The organism is Sphingomonas suaedae (assembly GCF_007833215.1).
Lineage (GTDB): Bacteria > Pseudomonadota > Alphaproteobacteria > Sphingomonadales > Sphingomonadaceae > Sphingomonas > Sphingomonas suaedae.
This window is the reverse complement of the sequence record NZ_CP042239.1, coordinates 4,106,085-4,122,992: the sequence shown is the minus strand read 5'-3', so window position 1 is coordinate 4,122,992 and position 16,908 is coordinate 4,106,085. Positions and strand designations below refer to the sequence as shown.

At 64.0% G+C, this 16,908-nt stretch carries 23 protein-coding genes; 2 read left to right on the top strand and 21 right to left on the bottom strand.

Features of this window, described 5'->3' with window-relative positions:
* Positions 1-2 precede the first annotated feature (2 nt).
* From FPZ54_RS19505 to ndhC, 11 genes are all read right to left on the bottom strand, one after another.
* Positions 3-578, bottom strand: coding sequence for a hypothetical protein (locus tag FPZ54_RS19505; protein ID WP_145849455.1), 576 nt, complete (start codon positions 576-578; stop codon positions 3-5).
* Positions 575-1,279, bottom strand: coding sequence for a hypothetical protein (locus FPZ54_RS19500; RefSeq protein WP_145849454.1), 705 nt, complete (start codon positions 1,277-1,279; stop codon positions 575-577). The genes FPZ54_RS19505 and FPZ54_RS19500 overlap by 4 nt, the downstream gene beginning before the upstream one ends.
* Positions 1,276-2,580, bottom strand: a complete 1,305-nt coding sequence (nuoF, locus tag FPZ54_RS19495; protein WP_145849453.1) for an NADH-quinone oxidoreductase subunit NuoF — start codon at positions 2,578-2,580, stop codon at positions 1,276-1,278. The genes FPZ54_RS19500 and nuoF overlap by 4 nt, the downstream gene beginning before the upstream one ends.
* Before the next feature lie 111 nt (positions 2,581-2,691).
* Complete coding sequence (locus tag FPZ54_RS20005; protein ID WP_186456848.1) at positions 2,692-2,862, bottom strand: hypothetical protein; 171 nt, start codon at positions 2,860-2,862, stop codon at positions 2,692-2,694.
* Positions 2,859-3,041, bottom strand: coding sequence for a hypothetical protein (locus tag FPZ54_RS19490; protein ID WP_145849452.1), 183 nt, complete (start codon positions 3,039-3,041; stop codon positions 2,859-2,861). Before FPZ54_RS19490 ends, FPZ54_RS20005 begins: the two co-directional genes overlap by 4 nt.
* On the bottom strand, positions 3,041-3,709 hold the full coding sequence (locus FPZ54_RS19485; RefSeq protein WP_145849451.1) for a complex I 24 kDa subunit family protein: 669 nt from the start codon (positions 3,707-3,709) through the stop codon (positions 3,041-3,043). Before FPZ54_RS19485 ends, FPZ54_RS19490 begins: the two co-directional genes overlap by 1 nt.
* A complete protein-coding gene (locus FPZ54_RS19480; protein ID WP_145849450.1) occupies positions 3,702-4,199 on the bottom strand; it encodes a hypothetical protein in 498 nt (165 codons plus the stop codon). The genes FPZ54_RS19485 and FPZ54_RS19480 overlap by 8 nt, the downstream gene beginning before the upstream one ends.
* On the bottom strand, positions 4,196-5,431 hold the full coding sequence (locus FPZ54_RS19475; protein ID WP_145849449.1) for an NADH-quinone oxidoreductase subunit D: 1,236 nt from the start codon (positions 5,429-5,431) through the stop codon (positions 4,196-4,198). Before FPZ54_RS19475 ends, FPZ54_RS19480 begins: the two co-directional genes overlap by 4 nt.
* The gene (locus FPZ54_RS19470; protein WP_145849448.1) at positions 5,431-6,357 is read right to left on the bottom strand and encodes an NADH-quinone oxidoreductase subunit C; all 927 of its coding nucleotides are present in this window, start codon (positions 6,355-6,357) and stop codon (positions 5,431-5,433) included. Before FPZ54_RS19470 ends, FPZ54_RS19475 begins: the two co-directional genes overlap by 1 nt.
* Positions 6,354-6,884 carry a NuoB/complex I 20 kDa subunit family protein gene (locus FPZ54_RS19465; RefSeq protein WP_145850075.1) on the bottom strand — a complete coding sequence of 177 codons (531 nt, stop codon included), beginning with the start codon at positions 6,882-6,884 and terminating at the stop codon, positions 6,354-6,356. Before FPZ54_RS19465 ends, FPZ54_RS19470 begins: the two co-directional genes overlap by 4 nt.
* A gap of 47 nt (positions 6,885-6,931) precedes the next feature.
* The gene (gene ndhC, locus FPZ54_RS19460) at positions 6,932-7,306 is read right to left on the bottom strand and encodes an NADH-quinone oxidoreductase subunit A (protein WP_145849447.1); all 375 of its coding nucleotides are present in this window, start codon (positions 7,304-7,306) and stop codon (positions 6,932-6,934) included.
* A gap of 181 nt (positions 7,307-7,487) precedes the next feature.
* Here ndhC and FPZ54_RS19455 point away from each other — a divergent pair, with 181 nt between their 5' ends.
* A complete protein-coding gene (locus FPZ54_RS19455) occupies positions 7,488-7,994 on the top strand; it encodes a YbjN domain-containing protein (protein ID WP_145849446.1) in 507 nt (168 codons plus the stop codon).
* Positions 7,995-8,010: 16 nt separating this feature from the next.
* Here the strand turns inward: FPZ54_RS19455 and FPZ54_RS19450 are convergent, their stop codons facing one another.
* The 8 genes from FPZ54_RS19450 to FPZ54_RS19415 all read right to left on the bottom strand — a co-directional run bounded on the left by FPZ54_RS19450 (position 8,011) and on the right by FPZ54_RS19415 (position 14,440).
* Positions 8,011-8,826 carry an inositol monophosphatase family protein gene (locus FPZ54_RS19450; protein ID WP_145849445.1) on the bottom strand — a complete coding sequence of 272 codons (816 nt, stop codon included), beginning with the start codon at positions 8,824-8,826 and terminating at the stop codon, positions 8,011-8,013.
* 124 nt (positions 8,827-8,950) lie between these two features.
* A complete protein-coding gene (gene efp, locus FPZ54_RS19445; RefSeq protein ID WP_145849444.1) occupies positions 8,951-9,514 on the bottom strand; it encodes an elongation factor P in 564 nt (187 codons plus the stop codon).
* Positions 9,515-9,555: 41 nt separating this feature from the next.
* On the bottom strand, positions 9,556-10,164 hold the full coding sequence (locus FPZ54_RS19440; RefSeq protein WP_145849443.1) for a murein hydrolase activator EnvC family protein: 609 nt from the start codon (positions 10,162-10,164) through the stop codon (positions 9,556-9,558).
* Positions 10,161-11,138 carry a L,D-transpeptidase family protein gene (locus FPZ54_RS19435; protein ID WP_145849442.1) on the bottom strand — a complete coding sequence of 326 codons (978 nt, stop codon included), beginning with the start codon at positions 11,136-11,138 and terminating at the stop codon, positions 10,161-10,163. The genes FPZ54_RS19440 and FPZ54_RS19435 overlap by 4 nt, the downstream gene beginning before the upstream one ends.
* Before the next feature lie 110 nt (positions 11,139-11,248).
* The gene (locus FPZ54_RS19430; protein ID WP_145850073.1) at positions 11,249-11,665 is read right to left on the bottom strand and encodes a low affinity iron permease family protein; all 417 of its coding nucleotides are present in this window, start codon (positions 11,663-11,665) and stop codon (positions 11,249-11,251) included.
* A gap of 13 nt (positions 11,666-11,678) precedes the next feature.
* A complete protein-coding gene (gene thiE / locus FPZ54_RS19425) occupies positions 11,679-12,365 on the bottom strand; it encodes a thiamine phosphate synthase (RefSeq protein ID WP_145849441.1) in 687 nt (228 codons plus the stop codon).
* A gap of 53 nt (positions 12,366-12,418) precedes the next feature.
* On the bottom strand, positions 12,419-13,468 hold the full coding sequence (locus FPZ54_RS19420; protein ID WP_145849440.1) for a hypothetical protein: 1,050 nt from the start codon (positions 13,466-13,468) through the stop codon (positions 12,419-12,421).
* 66 nt (positions 13,469-13,534) lie between these two features.
* Positions 13,535-14,440, bottom strand: a complete 906-nt coding sequence (locus FPZ54_RS19415; RefSeq protein ID WP_145849439.1) for a fructose bisphosphate aldolase — start codon at positions 14,438-14,440, stop codon at positions 13,535-13,537.
* A 156-nt stretch (positions 14,441-14,596) separates the two neighbouring features.
* Between FPZ54_RS19415 and FPZ54_RS19410 the strand changes: the two genes are divergently transcribed.
* Positions 14,597-15,112 carry a TlpA family protein disulfide reductase gene (locus FPZ54_RS19410; RefSeq protein ID WP_186456846.1) on the top strand — a complete coding sequence of 172 codons (516 nt, stop codon included), beginning with the start codon at positions 14,597-14,599 and terminating at the stop codon, positions 15,110-15,112.
* 4 nt (positions 15,113-15,116) lie between these two features.
* Here the strand turns inward: FPZ54_RS19410 and FPZ54_RS19405 are convergent, their stop codons facing one another.
* Both FPZ54_RS19405 and FPZ54_RS19400 read right to left on the bottom strand, forming a co-directional pair.
* Entirely contained in the window at positions 15,117-16,307 is a 1,191-nt protein-coding gene (locus FPZ54_RS19405; protein ID WP_145849438.1) for a phosphoglycerate kinase, read from the bottom strand.
* Entirely contained in the window at positions 16,304-16,759 is a 456-nt protein-coding gene (locus FPZ54_RS19400) for an MOSC domain-containing protein (RefSeq protein WP_145849437.1), read from the bottom strand. Before FPZ54_RS19400 ends, FPZ54_RS19405 begins: the two co-directional genes overlap by 4 nt.
* Positions 16,760-16,908: the final 149 nt, after the last annotated feature.

Genomic DNA, 16,908 nt, shown 5'->3' with positions numbered 1-16,908 from the left:
CGTCAGGCCGGCCAAAGATCGGGGATCAGGCTGATCACGTCGCGATACAGCGCGCGGGCGATGCCGTCGCGCAGCTCCGTCCGGCTGGCGGTAAAGGCCGCACCCGCATCGACGCAACCCGGGACGAGCGGCAGGACGACATCCATCGCCTTCGCCTCGCTCTTCGTGCCCTTACGCGCCCGCACCAGCCGCACGGCGGCGTGCAGATCGCGTGCGACGACGCAGCGGCCGACCGCATCGGCGGCAGGCCAACCCGAAGTCTCACGCCGCAGCCCCTCTGCCTTCGCCTGGGTCAGCGAGGCGGCGGGCAGCGCGCGGAAGGGATATTTGGCATAGTCGGTGCGCAGCAGTTGCGACGACATGTCGGCGAGCAGCACGTCGAGCCCGGCACCATCGGTCGCAGCGCCGCACGCCGTCAGCACCGGCCGCGCGCGTTCGAGCGCAGGCTGGAACTCGGGCGAACCCGGCGCCGCCTTCATCAGGGCGCGCGTGGCGTCCCCGCCGCGTGCGAGTACGCAACCGGCGGGATCAGCCGGAGACGCCGCGAGCGCCATCGATGCCAATATGAGCAACATCATGAGTTGGTCTCCCCTGCCGATCGATACAGCGCTTCCGCCAGCAACCCGGTCAGCACCGGACGCGACACCGCGAACTGCTGACCGGCTCCAAGACAGTTCGCCATCCGGTCATTCATAGCCTGAAATGCGTCGAGCGACGCTTTACTCCCTGCGGGCGACAACACCACAAGGCGCGCTTCGTTCGAAGCCGAGCGCGTAACGCAGTTCGCAAACCGATATGCGGCGGCAAACCACTGCTGACGTGCCAATGGAGCACCAGTGCCATCCACCGATACGGGAGGAGCCTCACTGATACCAGGATCACGCGTCGCGAACTGCGCCCGATACAATGCAACGAACAGCGCGCCTCTCAGCGGCGGCACGCCGGTCTGACCGATTGGAACCGCGCCTGTTCGACGCTGTGGCTCGCACCGATGCTTCAACAGCGCGGCTATCGCCTGATCGGAACGCTTCAGGTTGAGGATTTGCGAAGCTGCGACGACATCTGTCGTTCGCTTCTGACGCAGACATTCGAAAACGCCGACCAAATACTCCTGAGCACGATCATCCGCCAAAGGTTGCGCGTCCTCGACCTTGCCGACAGCCCCACGCGGCGGAAGTTCTGGCAGGGTCGTACTGTCGAGCGGAGGAGGCGACGGCATAAAGTCGCCCGGCTCCTGCGCCATCGCGGCCAGAGATATCAAGGCGATCGAAAGGATCACTCGGCCGCTTCCTGCATCGGTTCCAGTCCGCCGCCTTGCTTCTCAAGGATGCGTCGCTCCATCTCCGGGCGGAAATGCTTGATCAGGCCCTGAATCGGCCAGGCCGCTGCGTCGCCGAGCGCGCAGATGGTGTGGCCTTCGACCTGCTTGGTGACGTTGTAGAGCGTGTCGATCTCGCTGATGTCCGCGTCGCCGGTGCGCATCCGCTCCATCACGCGCCACATCCAGCCGGTGCCCTCGCGGCACGGGGTGCACTGGCCGCAGCTTTCATGCTTGTAGAAATAGCTGATGCGGCTGATCGCGCCGACGATGTCGGTGGACTTGTCCATCACGATCACGGCAGCGGTGCCGAGGCCCGAGCCGAGCGACTTGAGCCCATCGAAATCCATCGGCGCGTCCATGATCTCCGCCGCCGGGACGAGGGGGACAGACGAGCCGCCGGGGATCACCGCGAGGAGGTTGTCCCAGCCGCCGCGGATGCCGCCGCAGTGCTTTTCGATCAGCTCGCGGAACGGGATCGACATGCTCTCCTCGACCACGCACGGCTTTTCGACATGGCCGCTGATCTGGAAGAGCTTGGTGCCCTTGTTGTTCTCACGGCCGAAGCTCGCGAACCATTCGGGCGAGCGGCGCAGGATCGTCGGCGCGACCGCGATCGATTCGACGTTGTTGACCGTGGTCGGGCAGCCATAAAGGCCCGCACCCGCCGGAAAGGGGGGCTTGAGCCGCGGCTGCCCCTTCTTGCCCTCCAGGCTCTCGATCATCGCGGTCTCTTCGCCGCAGATGTACGCGCCGGCACCGCGGTGGCAGAAGACGTCGAAATCATAGCCCGAGCCGCAGGCATTCTTGCCCAGCAGGCCCTTGGCGTAGGCCTCCTCGATCGCCGCGAACAGCGTCTGCGCCTCGCGGATATATTCGCCGCGAATGTAGATGTACGCCGCCCGTGCGCGCATCGCGAAGCCAGCGACCAGCGCGCCTTCGAGCAACAGATGCGGGTCGTGGCGGATGATCTCGCGGTCCTTACACGATCCGGGCTCGGATTCGTCGGCGTTGATCACCAGGAAGCTCGGCCGCTCGGGTGTCGGGTTCTTGGGCATGAACGACCATTTCATGCCGGTCGGGAACCCCGCCCCGCCGCGCCCGCGCAGGCCCGACGCCTTGATCTTCTCGATGATCGTGTCGGGGCCGAGGTCGAGCAGCGCCTTGGTGTTGTCCCACGCGCCGCGCGCAATCGCAGCGTCGAGGTTCCATGGCTGATAGCCGTAGAGGTTGGTGAAGATGCGGTCCTTGTCAGCGAGCATGACGGACTCCGCAGGAAGCCATCACCCCAGCGAAAGCTGGGGTCTGGTGCGGCAAGCGCGCAGTTTGAAACTGGGAGACCCCAGCTTTCGCTGGGGTAACGGAAATACGGGTCACTTCGGGCCCCCGATACGCTTGTTATCCTTGACCGCGAGATAGATCGCGACGCCCGCGCCGATGACGAGCAGCGGGACGAACAGCTTCGCGGCGAGCTTCAGCGCCCAGATCGCGACGACGATGCCACCGATGATGGCGAGGATCGTGAAGATCGTGTTCTTGCTCATGCCTTGTGCTCCGGATCAGAGGCGGTGGACTCACTCGACGGCAACAGGCGCATCGCGCCGAACAGGATCGCGAGGATCAGCCACACGATCCAATTCCCGCCCTGCACGAACTTCAGGATCGCGAGCAGGAGGAAGATGATGCCGATGACGGGCAGGCTTTTGCGGACGGGTTCAGGCATCACCATTCCCCCCGATAGTCGTGGTTCTCGGACACCATCGCGGTCAGCGTCGTCGGCCCGCCCAGCGGCTCGACGGTGTGACGGCCCGGCTCCTGCGTCCCCGCCTTGGGGCTCTCGCCCCGCGCCAGCGCATCGAGGATCGCGGCGGTGCGATCATAGTCGAGGTCTTCGAAATTATCGTCGTTGATCTGGACCATCGGCGCCGACGCGCAATTGCCCATGCACTCGACCTCGGTCAGCGTGAACAGCCCGTCAGGCGTCGTCTTGCCCCTGGCCATGCCGCGATTCTTGCACGCGGCGAACACCTCATCCGATCCGCGCAGCCAGCACGGCGTCGTGCCGCACACCTGCACATGATATTTGCCGACCGGATGCAGGTTGAACATGGTGTAGAAGGTCGCGACCTCGAGCACGCGGATCACCGCCAGGTCGAGTTCGCGCGCGACGAATTCGATCACCGGGATCGGCAGCCACCCCTGCGTATCCGTCTCCGCCCCGACCTGACGCTGCGCCAGGTCGAGATAGGGGATGGTGCAGCTCATCTGCCGCCCCTCGGGATAGCGCGCGCGGATGGTCGCGGCCTTGGCGGCATTCTCTGCCGTCCAGGCGAAATTGCCCCAGCGTGCGCGGAGTTCAGGAGTGTCTTCGATTGCTTGTGCGTCAGCCATTATTCACCGCTTCCAAGCTTTCTTCGCGAATTAACTTCTCATCGATCGATCGGATCAGTTCGTTCATTGCTCTAAATTCACTAGCCATATCGAGGAACTCTGGTCGAGAATTGTCTCGGCCCTCACGGCCGATCAATTTTGAAAATCCCTCACTAAAATAGAGCTCTTTAAAACGCTCTCCAAAAAAACTCAGAACGTCACGCGCTTCAAATGCCCCCGCCCTATAAAACGCATAGATGCTCTCAAATATTATGGCGTAGTCCCTCAATGCAACAAGTTGCTCTTCCCCGATTTTTGTGAAATCCGCGCCTTTCATAATGAGAACCCTAATTGAAGCATAGCGCTCCAAGTTCTCATTTATATCGTGTATGAACTCTGCCCGCCCGATCTTGATTGCGCGCCGCTGCTGGAAGATAAGCACGATAAGGGATCCCGCAGCCGCCACGGCGGTAACTAACGCTGCGATCACCGCGACACTCGACGCGCTCACCGGTCACACTCCCCGAACACGATATCCATCGCGCCAAGGATCGCCGTCGTGTCCGCCAGCATGTGCCCGCGCGACATGAAGTCCATTGCCTGGAGATGACTGAACGCGGTCGGGCGGATCTTGCAGCGATAGGGTTTGTTCGACCCGTCGCTAACCATGTAGATGCCAAACTCGCCCTTGGGGCTTTCGGTCGCGACATAGACTTCGCCCGCGGGGACGTGGAAGCCCTCGGTATAGAGTTTGAAATGATGGATCAGCGCTTCCATCGACTGCTTCATCTCGGCGCGCTTGGGCGGCACCACCTTGCGATCGAGCGAGGCGATCGGGCCGCCGGGCATCTCGTTCAGGCACTGTTTCATGATGCGCGCGGACTGATAGACTTCCTCGACGCGGACCATAAAGCGGTCATAGCAGTCGCCGCGCGTGCCGACCGGGATTTCGAAATCCATGCGGTCATACACGTCATAGGGCTGCGACTTGCGCAGGTCCCACGGGATGCCGGCGGCGCGGATCATCGGGCCGGAAAAGCCCCATTTCACCGCGTCGTCGCGGCTGACGATCGCGATGTCGACATTGCGCTGCTTGAAGATGCGGTTTTCCGCGACCAGGCTGATCGCGTCGCCGAACAGCTGCGGCAGGCGCGTGTCGAGCCAGTCGCCGATATCGGTCAGCAACTTGAGCGGCACATCCTGATGCACGCCGCCGGGACGCAGGTAATTATGGTGCATCCGCGCGCCGGACATGCGCTCGAAAAAGTTGAGGCAATCCTCGCGCAGCTCGAACATCCACAGGTTCGGCGTCATCGCGCCGACGTCCATGACGTGCGCGCCGAGGTTGAGCATGTGGTTGCAGATGCGGGTCAGCTCGGCGAAGAACACACGCAGATACTGCGCGCGCACCGGAACCTCCAGGTCGAGCAGCTTCTCCACCGCGAGCACGAAGCTGTGCTCCATCGCCAGCGGCGAGCAATAATCGAGGCGGTCCATATAGGGAAGCGCCTGAGTGTAAGTCTTGTATTCGATCAGCTTTTCGGTGCCGCGATGGAGCAGGCCGACATGCGGGTCGATCCGCTCGATGATCTCGCCGTCCAGCTCCATGACAAGGCGCAGCACGCCGTGCGCCGCGGGATGTTGGGGGCCGAAGTTGATCGTATAGTTGGCAATTTCGGTGTCGCCCACGCTGGGATCGCTCGCATCGGTGCGCCCGGCGATTTCTTCGAGATAGTCAGCCATTACGCTTCACCCTCCCCCTTCGGCTTGCGCGGGGCGCGGGGCTTGCGGGGCTTTTTCGCATCGGCCTGGGGCACGTCGGGATTGGCGGGCTCGGGCCCAGCCTCCGGCGTCGCCTTGCCGATACCGGTATCCTCGACGCTCTCGGTCGTCTTGGGCTTGCGGACGCGCGCCTTGACGGGTTTTACCGAGTCATCGGCTTCCTTGACCTCTTCGGCGCTCGCCGGCGTCGGGGCACCCTTTGCCTCGGGAACGGCGGGCTTTTCCTCAGCCTTGGGCGCAGGGGCCGGAGCGGGCGCTGGCGCCGGGGCCGGAGCCGCCTTCTCGTCGCCCGGCAGCACATATTGCGCGCCTTCCCACGGGCTCATGAAATCGAAATTGCGGAAATCCTGCGCCAGCTGAACCGGCTCATAGACGACGCGCTTGTCGGCTTCAGAATAGCGCAGCTCGACGAACCCGGAGAGCGGGAAATCCTTGCGCTGCGGATGCCCGCGAAAGCCGTAATCGGTGAGGATGCGACGCAGGTCCTCATTCCCCTCGAACAGTACCCCGTACATGTCGTACACCTCGCGCTCGAGCCAGCCGGCGACCGGCCAGATCGACGTTACCGACGGCACCGGCTGCACCTCGTCCGTGGTCACGCGCACGCGGATGCGGTGGTTGCGGGTATAGCTGAGCAGCATGTAGCAGACGTCGAACCGCTCGGCCCGCTCGGGATAATCGACCCCGGCGATCTCCATCAGCGCCTGATATTGCAGCATAGCGCCATCGCGCAGCGCGATCATCGCCTCCGGCAAACGCGCACGATCGACGGTCAGATTGACCTCGCCGACCAGATCGGTCGCCTCGACCAGCATGTCGCCGAGCGCCGCCTGCGCCGCCGCGATCACGCCGTCATTGGCGGCATATTTGGGAGCCGGGGCCTTCACCGGGTCACCGTGCCGATGCGGCGGATCTTCCGCTGGAGCTGCATCACGCCGTAGAGCAGCGCCTCGGCGGTCGGCGGGCACCCCGGGACATAGATGTCGACCGGCACGATCCGGTCGCACCCGCGCACGACGCTGTAGCTATAATGGTAATAGCCGCCGCCATTGGCGCAGCTGCCCATCGAGATGACGTATTTCGGCTCCGACATCTGGTCGTAGACGCGGCGGAGCGCCGGGGCCATCTTGTTACACAGCGTGCCGGCAACGATCATCACGTCGCTCTGACGCGGGGACGCGCGCGGGGCGGCACCGAACCGCTCCATGTCGTAGCGCGGCATGTTCACATGGATCATCTCGACCGCGCAGCAGGCAAGGCCGAAGGTCATCCACCACAGCGAGCCGGTGCGCGCCCACTGGAACAACTCCTCGGTCGAGGTGACGAGGAAGCCCTTGTCACCCAGCTCACCGTTGAGGTCGTTGAAGAACTGCTGGTCCGGCTGGACAACGGCACCCGCGCCAGGCGCCGCCATCGGCTGCCCCTGCGCATTCAGGATCGGAGAAGTCTGGTTCACGATACTCATTCCCAATCCAGCGCGCCGACCTTCCACGCATAGGCGAGGCCAAGGCCGAGTTCGGCGATGAAGATCATCATGCTGATCCACGCGGCCCATCCAAGGTCGAACACCGTGACGGCCCAGGGGAAGAGGAAGGCAGCCTCAAGATCGAAGATGATGAACAGGATCGCGACGAGGTAGAAGCGCACGTCAAACTGGCTGCGCGAATCCTCGAACGCGGGAAAGCCGCATTCATATTCGGTGAGCTTTTCCGGCGTCGGCTGATGCGCGCCGGTGAAGCGGGCCGCGATCATGGGCAGGAAGACAAAGGCGCTCGACAGCACCAGCGCCACCCCCAGGAACAGCAGGATCGGCAGATATTCGATAAGGTCGACCAAGACGGCCCCTCGCGGTTGCGGAATCTAGGGGTCGCTTTAGGCCGATGGCTGGGGGGCATCAAGGGCGGAAACCCTTGAGAATCACTCGCAACAAATAGCGCTTGAGTCATGCGTTCGGCCGATTGCCGACGGCGATCCGCCCCACTAACCTCATGCTTGATTCACACGGGGGATTTCATTGATGCTACGCACTTTCGCGCTCGCCGCGGCCCTGGCCCTAACGACGGTTGCCACAGCATCACCGGCAATCGCCCAGAACGTCACCGCCGACGCCAAGGTGATTTCCGCGATCCTGCGCGAGCAGAATTTCTGGGCGACGATCGAGGCGGACAAGCAGGGCGATCCGCTGATCCAGGCCACGTTCGAGCAGGGGACCAAGTTCAGGATCTATTTCTACGGGTGCGAGAAGAATGCGAACTGCACCTCGATCCAGTTTGTCGCCGCCTTCACCGACACCAAGGCGGGCGCGGCCGAGATGGTCAAATGGAACACCGAATACCGCTTCGCCCGCGCCTATCTCGATTCGGATGGCGACGCCGTGCTCGAGATGGACCTGAATCTGGACGAAGGCGGGATCAGCAAGGCACTGTTCGTCGATCACCTCGACCTATGGGACGCAATCCTGGGCCACTATAGCGACCTGCTGTATCCGGAAGAAACGAAAGACCCCGCGCCCGCAAAGATCTGACGTCGGCGCTACGGGACTAGCGCAGCGAACTCGCAAGCAGCTTGTGCAGCTTCGAATGCAGCCCGTCGTTCGCGGCGAGGATCTCGCCCTTGGCCTGCGCATTGTCGGTGCCGCGGAAATCGGTGACGAAGCCGCCCGATTCCTTGACCAGCAGGATGCCCGCCGCGGTATCCCACGGCTTGAGACCGCTTTCCCAGAAGCCGTCATAGCGCCCCGCCGCCACCCAGGCGAGGTCGAGCGCAGCCGATCCGAAGCGACGGATGCCGACAACTTCGGGCGCGATCGCGCCGAAGATGCGGCTCCATTCCGCGAAATTTCCATGGCCAAGAAACGGGATGCCGGTTGCGATCAGCGCATCGGCGAGGTCGCGGCGCGAAGAGACGCGCAGCCGCTGGTCCTGTACCCAGGCGCCGCGGCCCTTTTCGGCCCAGAAGCTCTCATCGGTCAGCGGCTGATAGACATAGCCATGGGTGATCTCGGGCTTGCCCTGGCTGCCGTGCGGGTCCTCGACGGCGATCGACATGCAGAAATGCGGAATGCCGTGAAGGAAGTTGGTGGTGCCGTCGAGCGGATCGATGATCCAGCGCGGCTTGTCCGGATCGCCCGCAATCTGCCCGCGCTCCTCGACCAGGAACCCCCAATCGGGCCGCGCCTTGCGCAGTTCCTCGATCAGCGTGTCCTCGGCGCGCTTGTCGGCCATCGACACGAAGTCGGCCGGCCCCTTGCGGCTGACCTGCAGCTGCTGGACCTCGTTGAAATCGCGCCGCAGCCGCGGCCCCGCCTTGCGCGCGGCACGCTCGATGACGGTGATGAGGCCGGAATGGGAAACCATATTTTTCTTTCTAGCCCTCTCCCCTCCGGGGAGAGGGTTGGGAGAGGGGCAATCACGAAGGCGGGGCCAGTTTTTCAGCCCCCTCTCCCCGACCCTCTCCCCGCAAGCGGGGAGAGGGAGAGCATCAATCTGCGCGCTTGACGTAGGTCTGCTCGTACACATCGACGACGATGCGGGTGCCCGCGCCGATATGTGGCGGAACCATGATGCGCACGCCATTGTCGAGGATCGCGGGCTTGTAGCTGGACGAGGCGGTCTGCCCCTTCACCACTGCGTCGGCCTCGACAATCGTCGCTTCGATCGTGTCGGGCAGCTGGACGCTGATCGCTTCCTCGTCATACAGCTCCATCACCACATCCATGCCGTCTTGGAGGAACGCGGCGGCGTCGCCCAGCAGATCGCGGGGGAGCGTGGTCTGATCATAGGTTTCCTTGTCCATGAAGACGAGCATGTCGCCCTCGGGATAGAGAAACTGGAAATCCTTGGTATCGAGACGAATGCGCTCGACCGTCTCGGCAGAGCGGAAGCGGACGTTGTTCTTGCGGCCGTCGCGCAGGTTCTTCATCTCGACCTGCATATAGGCGCCGCCCTTGCCCGGCTGGGTGTGCTGGATTTTCACCGCGCGCCAGATGCCGCCTTCATATTCGATGATGTTGCCGGGACGGATGTCCACGCCGCTGATCTTCATGGGGATCGCCTATCAGTGCTGAGAAAGAACAGGCGGCGCCCTTAGCGGGCTGCGCGCGATCCGGCAAGCAGCGGATACGGGTCGACCGGAGTACCCTGATGCCAGCGCTCGCCGGACGACATCCGCGCGACCCCGAAATGCAGGTGATAATTCCCCGGCCCGGCATTGCCGGTGTCGCCGACATAGCCAAGCGAGTCGCCCGCGCGGAGATCCCGCCCCTCGGCGATGCCCGGCGCATAGCCCGCGAGATGCGCGTAATAATAGATCCACGCCCCATCGACCGAGCGCTGATAGAGGGTGATCCCGCCCCCACCGTGCGAATAGAACAGCTTCTCGACCCGGCCGTCTGCTGCGGCGATCACCGGTGCGTTGGCGGGGGCGATGATGTCCAATCCCTGATGGGTGCGCATTCCGCCTCCGCGTGGCTCGCCCCAGTTGCGACGTAGTGCCCCGCGATCCACCCCGGCTACGGGCACGATCAACCGCGCAGCGGAGGCCGTGGCCACGGGGGTCGCGACAGGAGGGGGTTTCAGGGTCGGCTGGGCGGCGGCGGTGTTCGGCTCAACCACCCGGATCGTCGCGAGGAGAAAGGCAAGCGCCGCGACCGCGCAGCCCGCCAATGTCCACAGCGCGATTCGCAGCGTGTTCATTCCTGAAAGATCACCGGCGTTCCCGGCGCCACCATCAGCGCCAGCCGGGCCGCATCCCAGTTGGTCAGGCGGACACAGCCATGACTTTCGCTCCGACCGATATTCTGCGGCTCCGGCGTGCCATGGATGCCATAATGTTCCTTGCTGAGGTCGATCCAGACCACCCCGACCGGGCTGTTGGGGCCAGGGGGAAGCAGCGCATCGGGCTTCCTGTCGCTGACGTCCCAGAATAGCTTGGGATTGTAATGAAATTCGGGATTGGTCGCGACGCCATTCACCTTCCACCCGCCGATCGGCAGGGGATCGCGCTTGCTTCCTACCGTGACGTTGAACTGGGCGGCCAGTTTTCCGTCCTGCCCGAACACGCGCAGCACCTTGTCCGACTTGTCGACCACCACCCGGTTCGCCTTGGGCTGCACCGCGTTGACGTTCAGATCGGTCAGCGTCTTGCGCCATTCAGGCTTCAGATCGGCGGGATAAGCGCGCGATGCGGGCAGCGCATTGGGGAATTCTACCGGGACGCCTGGTGCCAACCGCGTGTCGGGGCTGTTCAGTTCGATCAGCACTTCGGGCGTAGTGTGGAACATCTCCGCCAGCTTCTCCAGCGCGCTGCGATATCCCATGGTCTTGAGCTTCGCCTGAGCCTGCACATCCTTGGGCCAGGGCCGGACAAACGGTCCGGACAGCGCGTCGGCGGTGAGACGCAGCGTGCGGGTCGGGCGGATCGCGCGATGCGGATGCAACGCCTGCAACGTCCGCGTATCGACCTTGCCGGTGACGGGAAGGCCCCGCGAAAGCTGAAATCCTTTCAGAGCGGAGGTGAGTCCGGCACCTTCGCGTCCGTCCAGCGGCCCGGGGGGAAAGCCAAGATGGTCCAGGATGACCTGAACATGGAGAATGTCGTTGCTGAGCGCCGGTTGCTTTGCCCCCTCCTTCTGCGAATCGGGCGCCTGCGCCTGCCCCGGCGCGATCATTCCCGCGGCCAGTATCGCTGCTCCAACCCAACCCACCACACTGCCACGCACACGCACTCTCCGCTTTGGTACAGAGGGACAACGAGCCAATGCGCTCACGGGTTGCGCGGTCAATACCGATCGCGCAACCGTGTCACCGTCGCAGCAGGGTGGTCCGCGGTGATCGGAACCCCATCCTCGCCGCATTCCTCCTCGATCGCGTGGCGGATTTTCTCGATCTCCGTATCGCTGCGATGCTCGATCCCAATGAATTCGTTGCGCGCCTCGGCGACGGCCCGGATTAGTTCGTCCAGTTTAGCCTGCATTGCTGCGGCATCGCGATTCTGCGAATTCTGGATCAGGAAAACCATCAGGAAGGTCACAATGGTGGTCGAGGTATTCACCACCAGTTGCCAGGTGTCGGAATAACCGAACAGCGGACCCGTGACGCCCCAGATCAGAATGGCGGCGAACGCGAGCACGAATGCCACCGGTTGCCCGACAAAAGCGGAGATGCGTCCTGCCACGATCGTGAATAGCCGATCCAGCACCGCCCGATCCCTACCCGCTCCTGGCCAGGACGCCGTGAAACCGTCGCACCGCTTCGGCCTCGTCATCGGACCAGATGCTGCCGCTTATCGCCAGGAAATCCGCGCCCGCGGCGACCAGTTCGGCAGCATTGGCCGGGGTGATCCCGCCGATCGCGACACAGGGGATTTCGAACACCGTCGTCCACCATGACAGGATCGCCGGGTCGGGAAGGTGATGCGTTTCCTTGGTCGCGGTCGGGAAAAAGGCGCCGAACGCGACATAATCTGCGCCCGCCTCACCCGCTTCCATCGCAAGATGGCGGCTGTCGTGACAGGTGACGCCGATCTGCGCTGCGGGGCCAAGCACAGCGCGGGCTTCGCGGGGATCACCATCGCCCTGCCCCAGATGCACGCCATCGGCGCCCAGCCGTTTGGCGAGGCTGATGCTGTCGTTGACGATGAACGCCACCTCGCGGTCGGCACAAATGCGCTGAAGCGGCTCGGCGAGCCGGGCCGCTTCATGCTGGTCGACGTCCTTGACCCGGAACTGGAAGGCGGCGACTGGTCCTGCATCAAGGGCGCGGGCCAGCCGGTCAGGAAAATCGCCTCCCATCGCGAGCGGCGAGATCAGATACAGTTGGCAGGGCGGCCGCTTGTCGTCGCGCTTGAACTGCGCGGCGAATTCGGGGCCGAGCGGGGGCAGGTCCTCTTCATCCATGCCGCGCTGATAGGACGGCTCGCGGCGAACGGGAAGCTTCTGCGTGCGCGACCTCAGCGCATCCCCGCCAGTATCTCCGCCTGTCGGGTCGCCACCGCGTCGAGCCGGATGCGCGTATCGCGCAACTGATTGATCAGCGGCTGGAGTTGGGGCAGCGTTACCGCTCCACCGGTCAGCCGCTTCGACGTGGCCCGCATTGCGCCCGCATAGCTGCGCGCGATGGCAAAGGATTCGCGATACAGGCTCTCCATCGCTACCGATTTGTCGAGCATCGCCCGCGCGCTCACGCCTTCGGCATCCGCGCCCAATTCGCTCCGCAGCGTCATCGCCGCGGCCTGACTCGCATCCACCGATGCAAGGCCGCGATCGATCACACCATCCATCTCCTCGGCCAGTTTAGCGAGATCGGTCGCAAGCGTGGCGTCGGGCTGCCCGCGCACCATGCGCTCGGTCGTCGTGAACAACCGCATCCCCGATCGATAGAAAATCTGGTCGAACATCAGCGAATGGCGCGCTGGGTCACCCGCTTCCATCGTCGCGACGAAGGCGCCGGTCATCGCCGCCTGCGCTCGAAACAGGGTGCGCGCCGAACCGAGCATCTTCATGACTGCCGCGTCTCCGGCCTCGGGATCCTTGCTGCCGATCGCGCGGATAAGCGGTCGGAAACTTGTCACGAGTTCCGTGACTTGATCGAGCATCCGGACCATTTCGGCGTGGACCCGCGCCGGTTGAGCCTCCGCGTCGAGTTCGATCCGTTCGAATCGAAACTCCGGCATCGCCGTCAGTCGTACCTTCGCTGCCGCAACCGCCCGCTCGGCGTCGTCCAAAAACGGGAGGAATTGCGCCTCGGCTGCGGCTGGCGTAGGTCGCGCCACCGCCGTCTGCCAAGCCGGTCCCAACTCCCGCAGCGCTCTCAGCGCGGGTTCGATCGCGCCGTCGAGTTCGAGCAGCCATTTGCCATAGGCGATCAGCTCGGCATGAGTAGCCTCGGCCTCGCCCCCGCCACCTTCAGGTGCGACGCTCTTCTCGTCGCCGCGATCTGCAGCCGCCGCCGACAGGGGCAGCGCCAGCAGGCACAGCCCTAGGATCAACTTCTTCAGCACGAGATCCCCGACTCGTCAATTCACGCGATACCCTGTTGCGTATGCTGTCGAAGGTCGAGCGAAATCTCAGGCCGTAACGGCGACCTTGTCGGTCGAGGCGCAGTGAATGTCGTCGATCGCCCGGGCAAGCGAAGCATCGAATTCGGCGTCGCTCATGCCGTGGCGCAGATCTTCGAGCAGGGCGCGGCTGAAGCTCGCGATCATGCCGCGGTTCTTCGCAAGCTCCGCGCAAGCCTCGGGACGCTTGTAGCCGCCGGAGAGCGCGACGACGCGCAGCACCTTCGGGTGGTCGACGAGCGGATCAAACAGGCCCGGAGTCGCGGGGATTGACAGCTTGAGCATGACCTGCTGCCCCTCGGGCAGTTCATCGAGCGCCTTGAGGATCTCGTCGCGCAGGATCGCATCGGCCTCGGCGCGTTCGGGCGACTTGATGTTCACCTCGGGCTCGATGATCGGCATCATGCCGTGACTGAGCACCTGAACCCCCACCTCGAACTGCTGCTTCACCACAGCGGCGATGCCGTCGCGGTTGGCGAGATTAACGACCGAACGTTCCTTGGTGCCGAAGACGCCCAGCGCCTTCGCCCTGGTCAGCAGCGCGTCGAGATCGGGCATCGGCTTCATCAACTGGACGCCGCTCGCCTCGTCCTCCAGCCCTTTGTCGATCTTGATGAACGGGACGACGCCGCGCTCGATCAGCGCCTGGGGCGTTGGCTTGCCGTCGACTTGTCCGTCCATCGTGCGTTCGAACAGGATCGCGCCGATCACCTTTTCGCCGGTGAAACAGGGCGAGGTGATGATGCGGCTGCGCATCTGGTGGATGAGGCCGAACATCTCCTCGTCAGTCGCCCAAGCATCGTCCGAGACACCATAGCCAGCGAGCGCCTTGGGGGTCGAACCGCCGGACTGGTCGAGTGCGGCGATGAAGCCGTTTCCGGCGGCGATCTTGGCGGTCATCTCGGCGGTGTTCATGGCTGACATCCCTGTTCCGACAGTTTGTTGCGCGGCCTATTGCAGTGCGGAAAGGCGCTGAAAAGCCTGACAACGCTGGCCAATCCGGCGAAAAAACGACGCGGCCAAGATTGACGATGGCAGGAGATTGGAAGAACCTCGGGACCAGGGGGACATATGACCATAAGACGCGATATCATCCTTCGCCTATTGGGGCTTCCACTCGCCTTGCTGTCGATCAGTGCTGCGCCATTGAAGGAGCCTGTGGTCGATCAGCCCGCCCCACCGTTTGAACTGACTCTGATCGACGGTACCAAGGTCGATCTCTCCGGGCTGCGCGGCCAGGTGGTCGTCATCAATTTCTGGGCGACCTGGTGCGTTCCGTGCAAACGCGAACTCCCGTTGCTCGACACCTATTACCGGCTGCAGAAAAAGAACGGACTGCGCGTCTTTGCGGTTACGACCGAGACGTCGCTCCCGCTCAGGAAGCTGAAGCCGGTCTTCGCGGTGATGACGATCGAGTCGGCGCGGCGGATCAAGGGGCCCTATGGTCCGATCAAAAATGCCGTTCCCAGCAATTTCGTGATCGATCGCGCCGGCCGGCTTCGGTACGCCAAGGCCGGATCGTTCGACCTCGACGATCTCAACCGCATCCTCATTCCGCTGCTGAACGAGCCCGCGCCGACCTCCTGACCGATCAGGCGGAGAGCGCGGCCACGCCCGGCAGCTCCTTGCCCTCCATCCATTCGAGGAACGCGCCACCGGCGGTCGAGACGAAGGTCATGTCGCCCGATACCCCGGCCTGGTTGAGCGCGGCGACGGTGTCCCCGCCGCCGGCGACCGAGACCAGCGAGCCTTCCTTGGTCAGCGCCGCGACGGTATGGGCGAGCGCCATGGTGGCGGTGTCGAACGGCTTGGTCTCGAACGCGCCGAGCGGGCCGTTCCACACAAGCGTGCGGCAATTCTTGAGCACGTCCGCCAGCGCCTCGCTCGCCGCCGGGCCGATGTCGAGGATCATCTCGTCGGCGGCGACTTCATGGACGTTGCAGGTGCGCAGGGACAGCGGGTTGGCGGCGAATTCCTTCGACACCACCACGTCATAGGGCAGGTGGATCGTGCAGTTCGCCTTTTCGGCGGCCTCGAAGATCTCCTCGGCAGTGCCGGTCAGCTCATGCTCGCACAGCGACTTGCCGACATTCACGCCGCGTGCGGCGAGAAAGGTGTTGGCCATGCCGCCGCCGATGATCAGGTGATCGACCTTGCCGACCATCGCCTTGAGCACATCGAGCTTGGTAGAGACCTTGGCCCCGCCGACGACTGCGGCGACGGGATGGTCGGGATTGCCCAGCGCCTTGTCGAGTGCGTCGAGTTCGGCCTCCATCTGGCGTCCGGCAAAGGCAGGGAGACGGTGGGCCAGTCCCTCGGTCGAGGCATGGGCGCGGTGCGCGGCGGAGAAGGCGTCGTTGACATAGAGGTCACCGAGCGCGGCGAAGCGGTCGATCGTCGCGGGATCGTTCTTTTCCTCACCGCCGAAGAAGCGGGTGTTTTCGAGCAGGCCGATATCGCCGGGCTGGAGCGTCGCCACCGACTCGGTGTCGCCCTCCCAGTCGATATAGCGGACCTCACGACCGAGGACCTGGCTGAACGGGCGGGCAAGCTGCGCGGTCGAATGCTCGGGGCTCGGCACCTTGGGACGGCCGAAATGGGCGAGGATCAGGACGATCGCGCCCCTGTCGGCCAGTTCGGCGACAGTCTGTACCGCGGCGCGGAAGCGGTTGTCGTCGGTGACGGCGCCGTCGGCCATCGGCACGTTCAGATCCTCGCGCACCAGAACGCGCTTGCCGGCGATGTCGCCCATATCGTCGAGGGTCTTCAAAGTTCGCGTCATTGTTCGATCCTGATTGGGTCACCCACGGCGATCTCGCCGGGCCGGATGACCATGGTGAGCACGCCGCCGCGCCAGTCGGGCGTCAGCGCGGCGCGGAGTCCTTCGGCGAGCGCTTCCATCCGCTCGCAGGGATTGGTTTCGTCGCGCACCTCGAGCACGACATCGGCGCCGATGTGCAGCCGGGCGCCGACGATCTGGGGCAGGTCCAGCCCCTCGACCAGCAAATTGGCGCGGCGCTGTTCCCACGGGATCGAATGGCCGATCTCGGCCATCGCGGCGTCCCAGTCGCCTGCTTCCATCAGGCTGACCTGGCGCTTGTACGGCTTGCCCTTCATCGCGCCGCGAAAGTCGCCGGCGATGCCGCCTTCGAGCGTTACGCGGACGTGGTCGATCGTCTCCATCGGGCCTTTGGAGAAGGCATGGCGGGCGATGCCTGCGATGCGGCCGGTCATGTGATCTCCCCGGTTGAGCGGGTAGTGAGATACCCGTTCCGGACAAGTCGGACGTTTTTGCGCATGTGTAAGGGCGTGTCCGGCTGATAGCCGAAGGTGCCGGTCGTGGTCGGAAAGGCGCGTGGGCTGTTCATCCCTTAATCCTAGCG

Bases quoted from the DNA above. Each gene is read 5' to 3' on its own strand.
- FPZ54_RS19410 (WP_186456846.1), top strand. From the start codon at position 14,597: ATGACCATAAGACGCGATATCATCCTTCGCCTATTGGGGCTTCCACTC.
- efp (WP_145849444.1), bottom strand. From the start codon at position 9,514: ATGAAGATCAGCGGCGTGGACATCCGTCCCGGCAACATCATCGAATAT.
- FPZ54_RS20005 (WP_186456848.1), bottom strand. From the start codon at position 2,862: ATGAGCAAGAACACGATCTTCACGATCCTCGCCATCATCGGTGGCATC.
- FPZ54_RS19440 (WP_145849443.1), bottom strand. From the start codon at position 10,164: ATGAACACGCTGCGAATCGCGCTGTGGACATTGGCGGGCTGCGCGGTC.
- FPZ54_RS19475 (WP_145849449.1), bottom strand. From the start codon at position 5,431: ATGGCTGACTATCTCGAAGAAATCGCCGGGCGCACCGATGCGAGCGAT.
- FPZ54_RS19465 (WP_145850075.1), bottom strand. From the start codon at position 6,884: ATGGCGGCGCCTGGCGCGGGTGCCGTTGTCCAGCCGGACCAGCAGTTC.
- FPZ54_RS19400 (WP_145849437.1), bottom strand. From the start codon at position 16,759: ATGACCGGCCGCATCGCAGGCATCGCCCGCCATGCCTTCTCCAAAGGC.
- FPZ54_RS19405 (WP_145849438.1), bottom strand. From the start codon at position 16,307: ATGACGCGAACTTTGAAGACCCTCGACGATATGGGCGACATCGCCGGC.
- thiE (WP_145849441.1), bottom strand. From the start codon at position 12,365: ATGGATGAAGAGGACCTGCCCCCGCTCGGCCCCGAATTCGCCGCGCAG.
- FPZ54_RS19435 (WP_145849442.1), bottom strand. From the start codon at position 11,138: ATGATCGCGCCGGGGCAGGCGCAGGCGCCCGATTCGCAGAAGGAGGGG.
- FPZ54_RS19415 (WP_145849439.1), bottom strand. From the start codon at position 14,440: ATGAACACCGCCGAGATGACCGCCAAGATCGCCGCCGGAAACGGCTTC.
- FPZ54_RS19505 (WP_145849455.1), bottom strand. From the start codon at position 578: ATGATGTTGCTCATATTGGCATCGATGGCGCTCGCGGCGTCTCCGGCT.
- FPZ54_RS19455 (WP_145849446.1), top strand. From the start codon at position 7,488: ATGCTACGCACTTTCGCGCTCGCCGCGGCCCTGGCCCTAACGACGGTT.
- nuoF (WP_145849453.1), bottom strand. From the start codon at position 2,580: ATGCTCGCTGACAAGGACCGCATCTTCACCAACCTCTACGGCTATCAG.
- FPZ54_RS19485 (WP_145849451.1), bottom strand. From the start codon at position 3,709: ATGGCTGACGCACAAGCAATCGAAGACACTCCTGAACTCCGCGCACGC.
- FPZ54_RS19490 (WP_145849452.1), bottom strand. From the start codon at position 3,041: ATGCCTGAACCCGTCCGCAAAAGCCTGCCCGTCATCGGCATCATCTTC.
- FPZ54_RS19450 (WP_145849445.1), bottom strand. From the start codon at position 8,826: ATGGTTTCCCATTCCGGCCTCATCACCGTCATCGAGCGTGCCGCGCGC.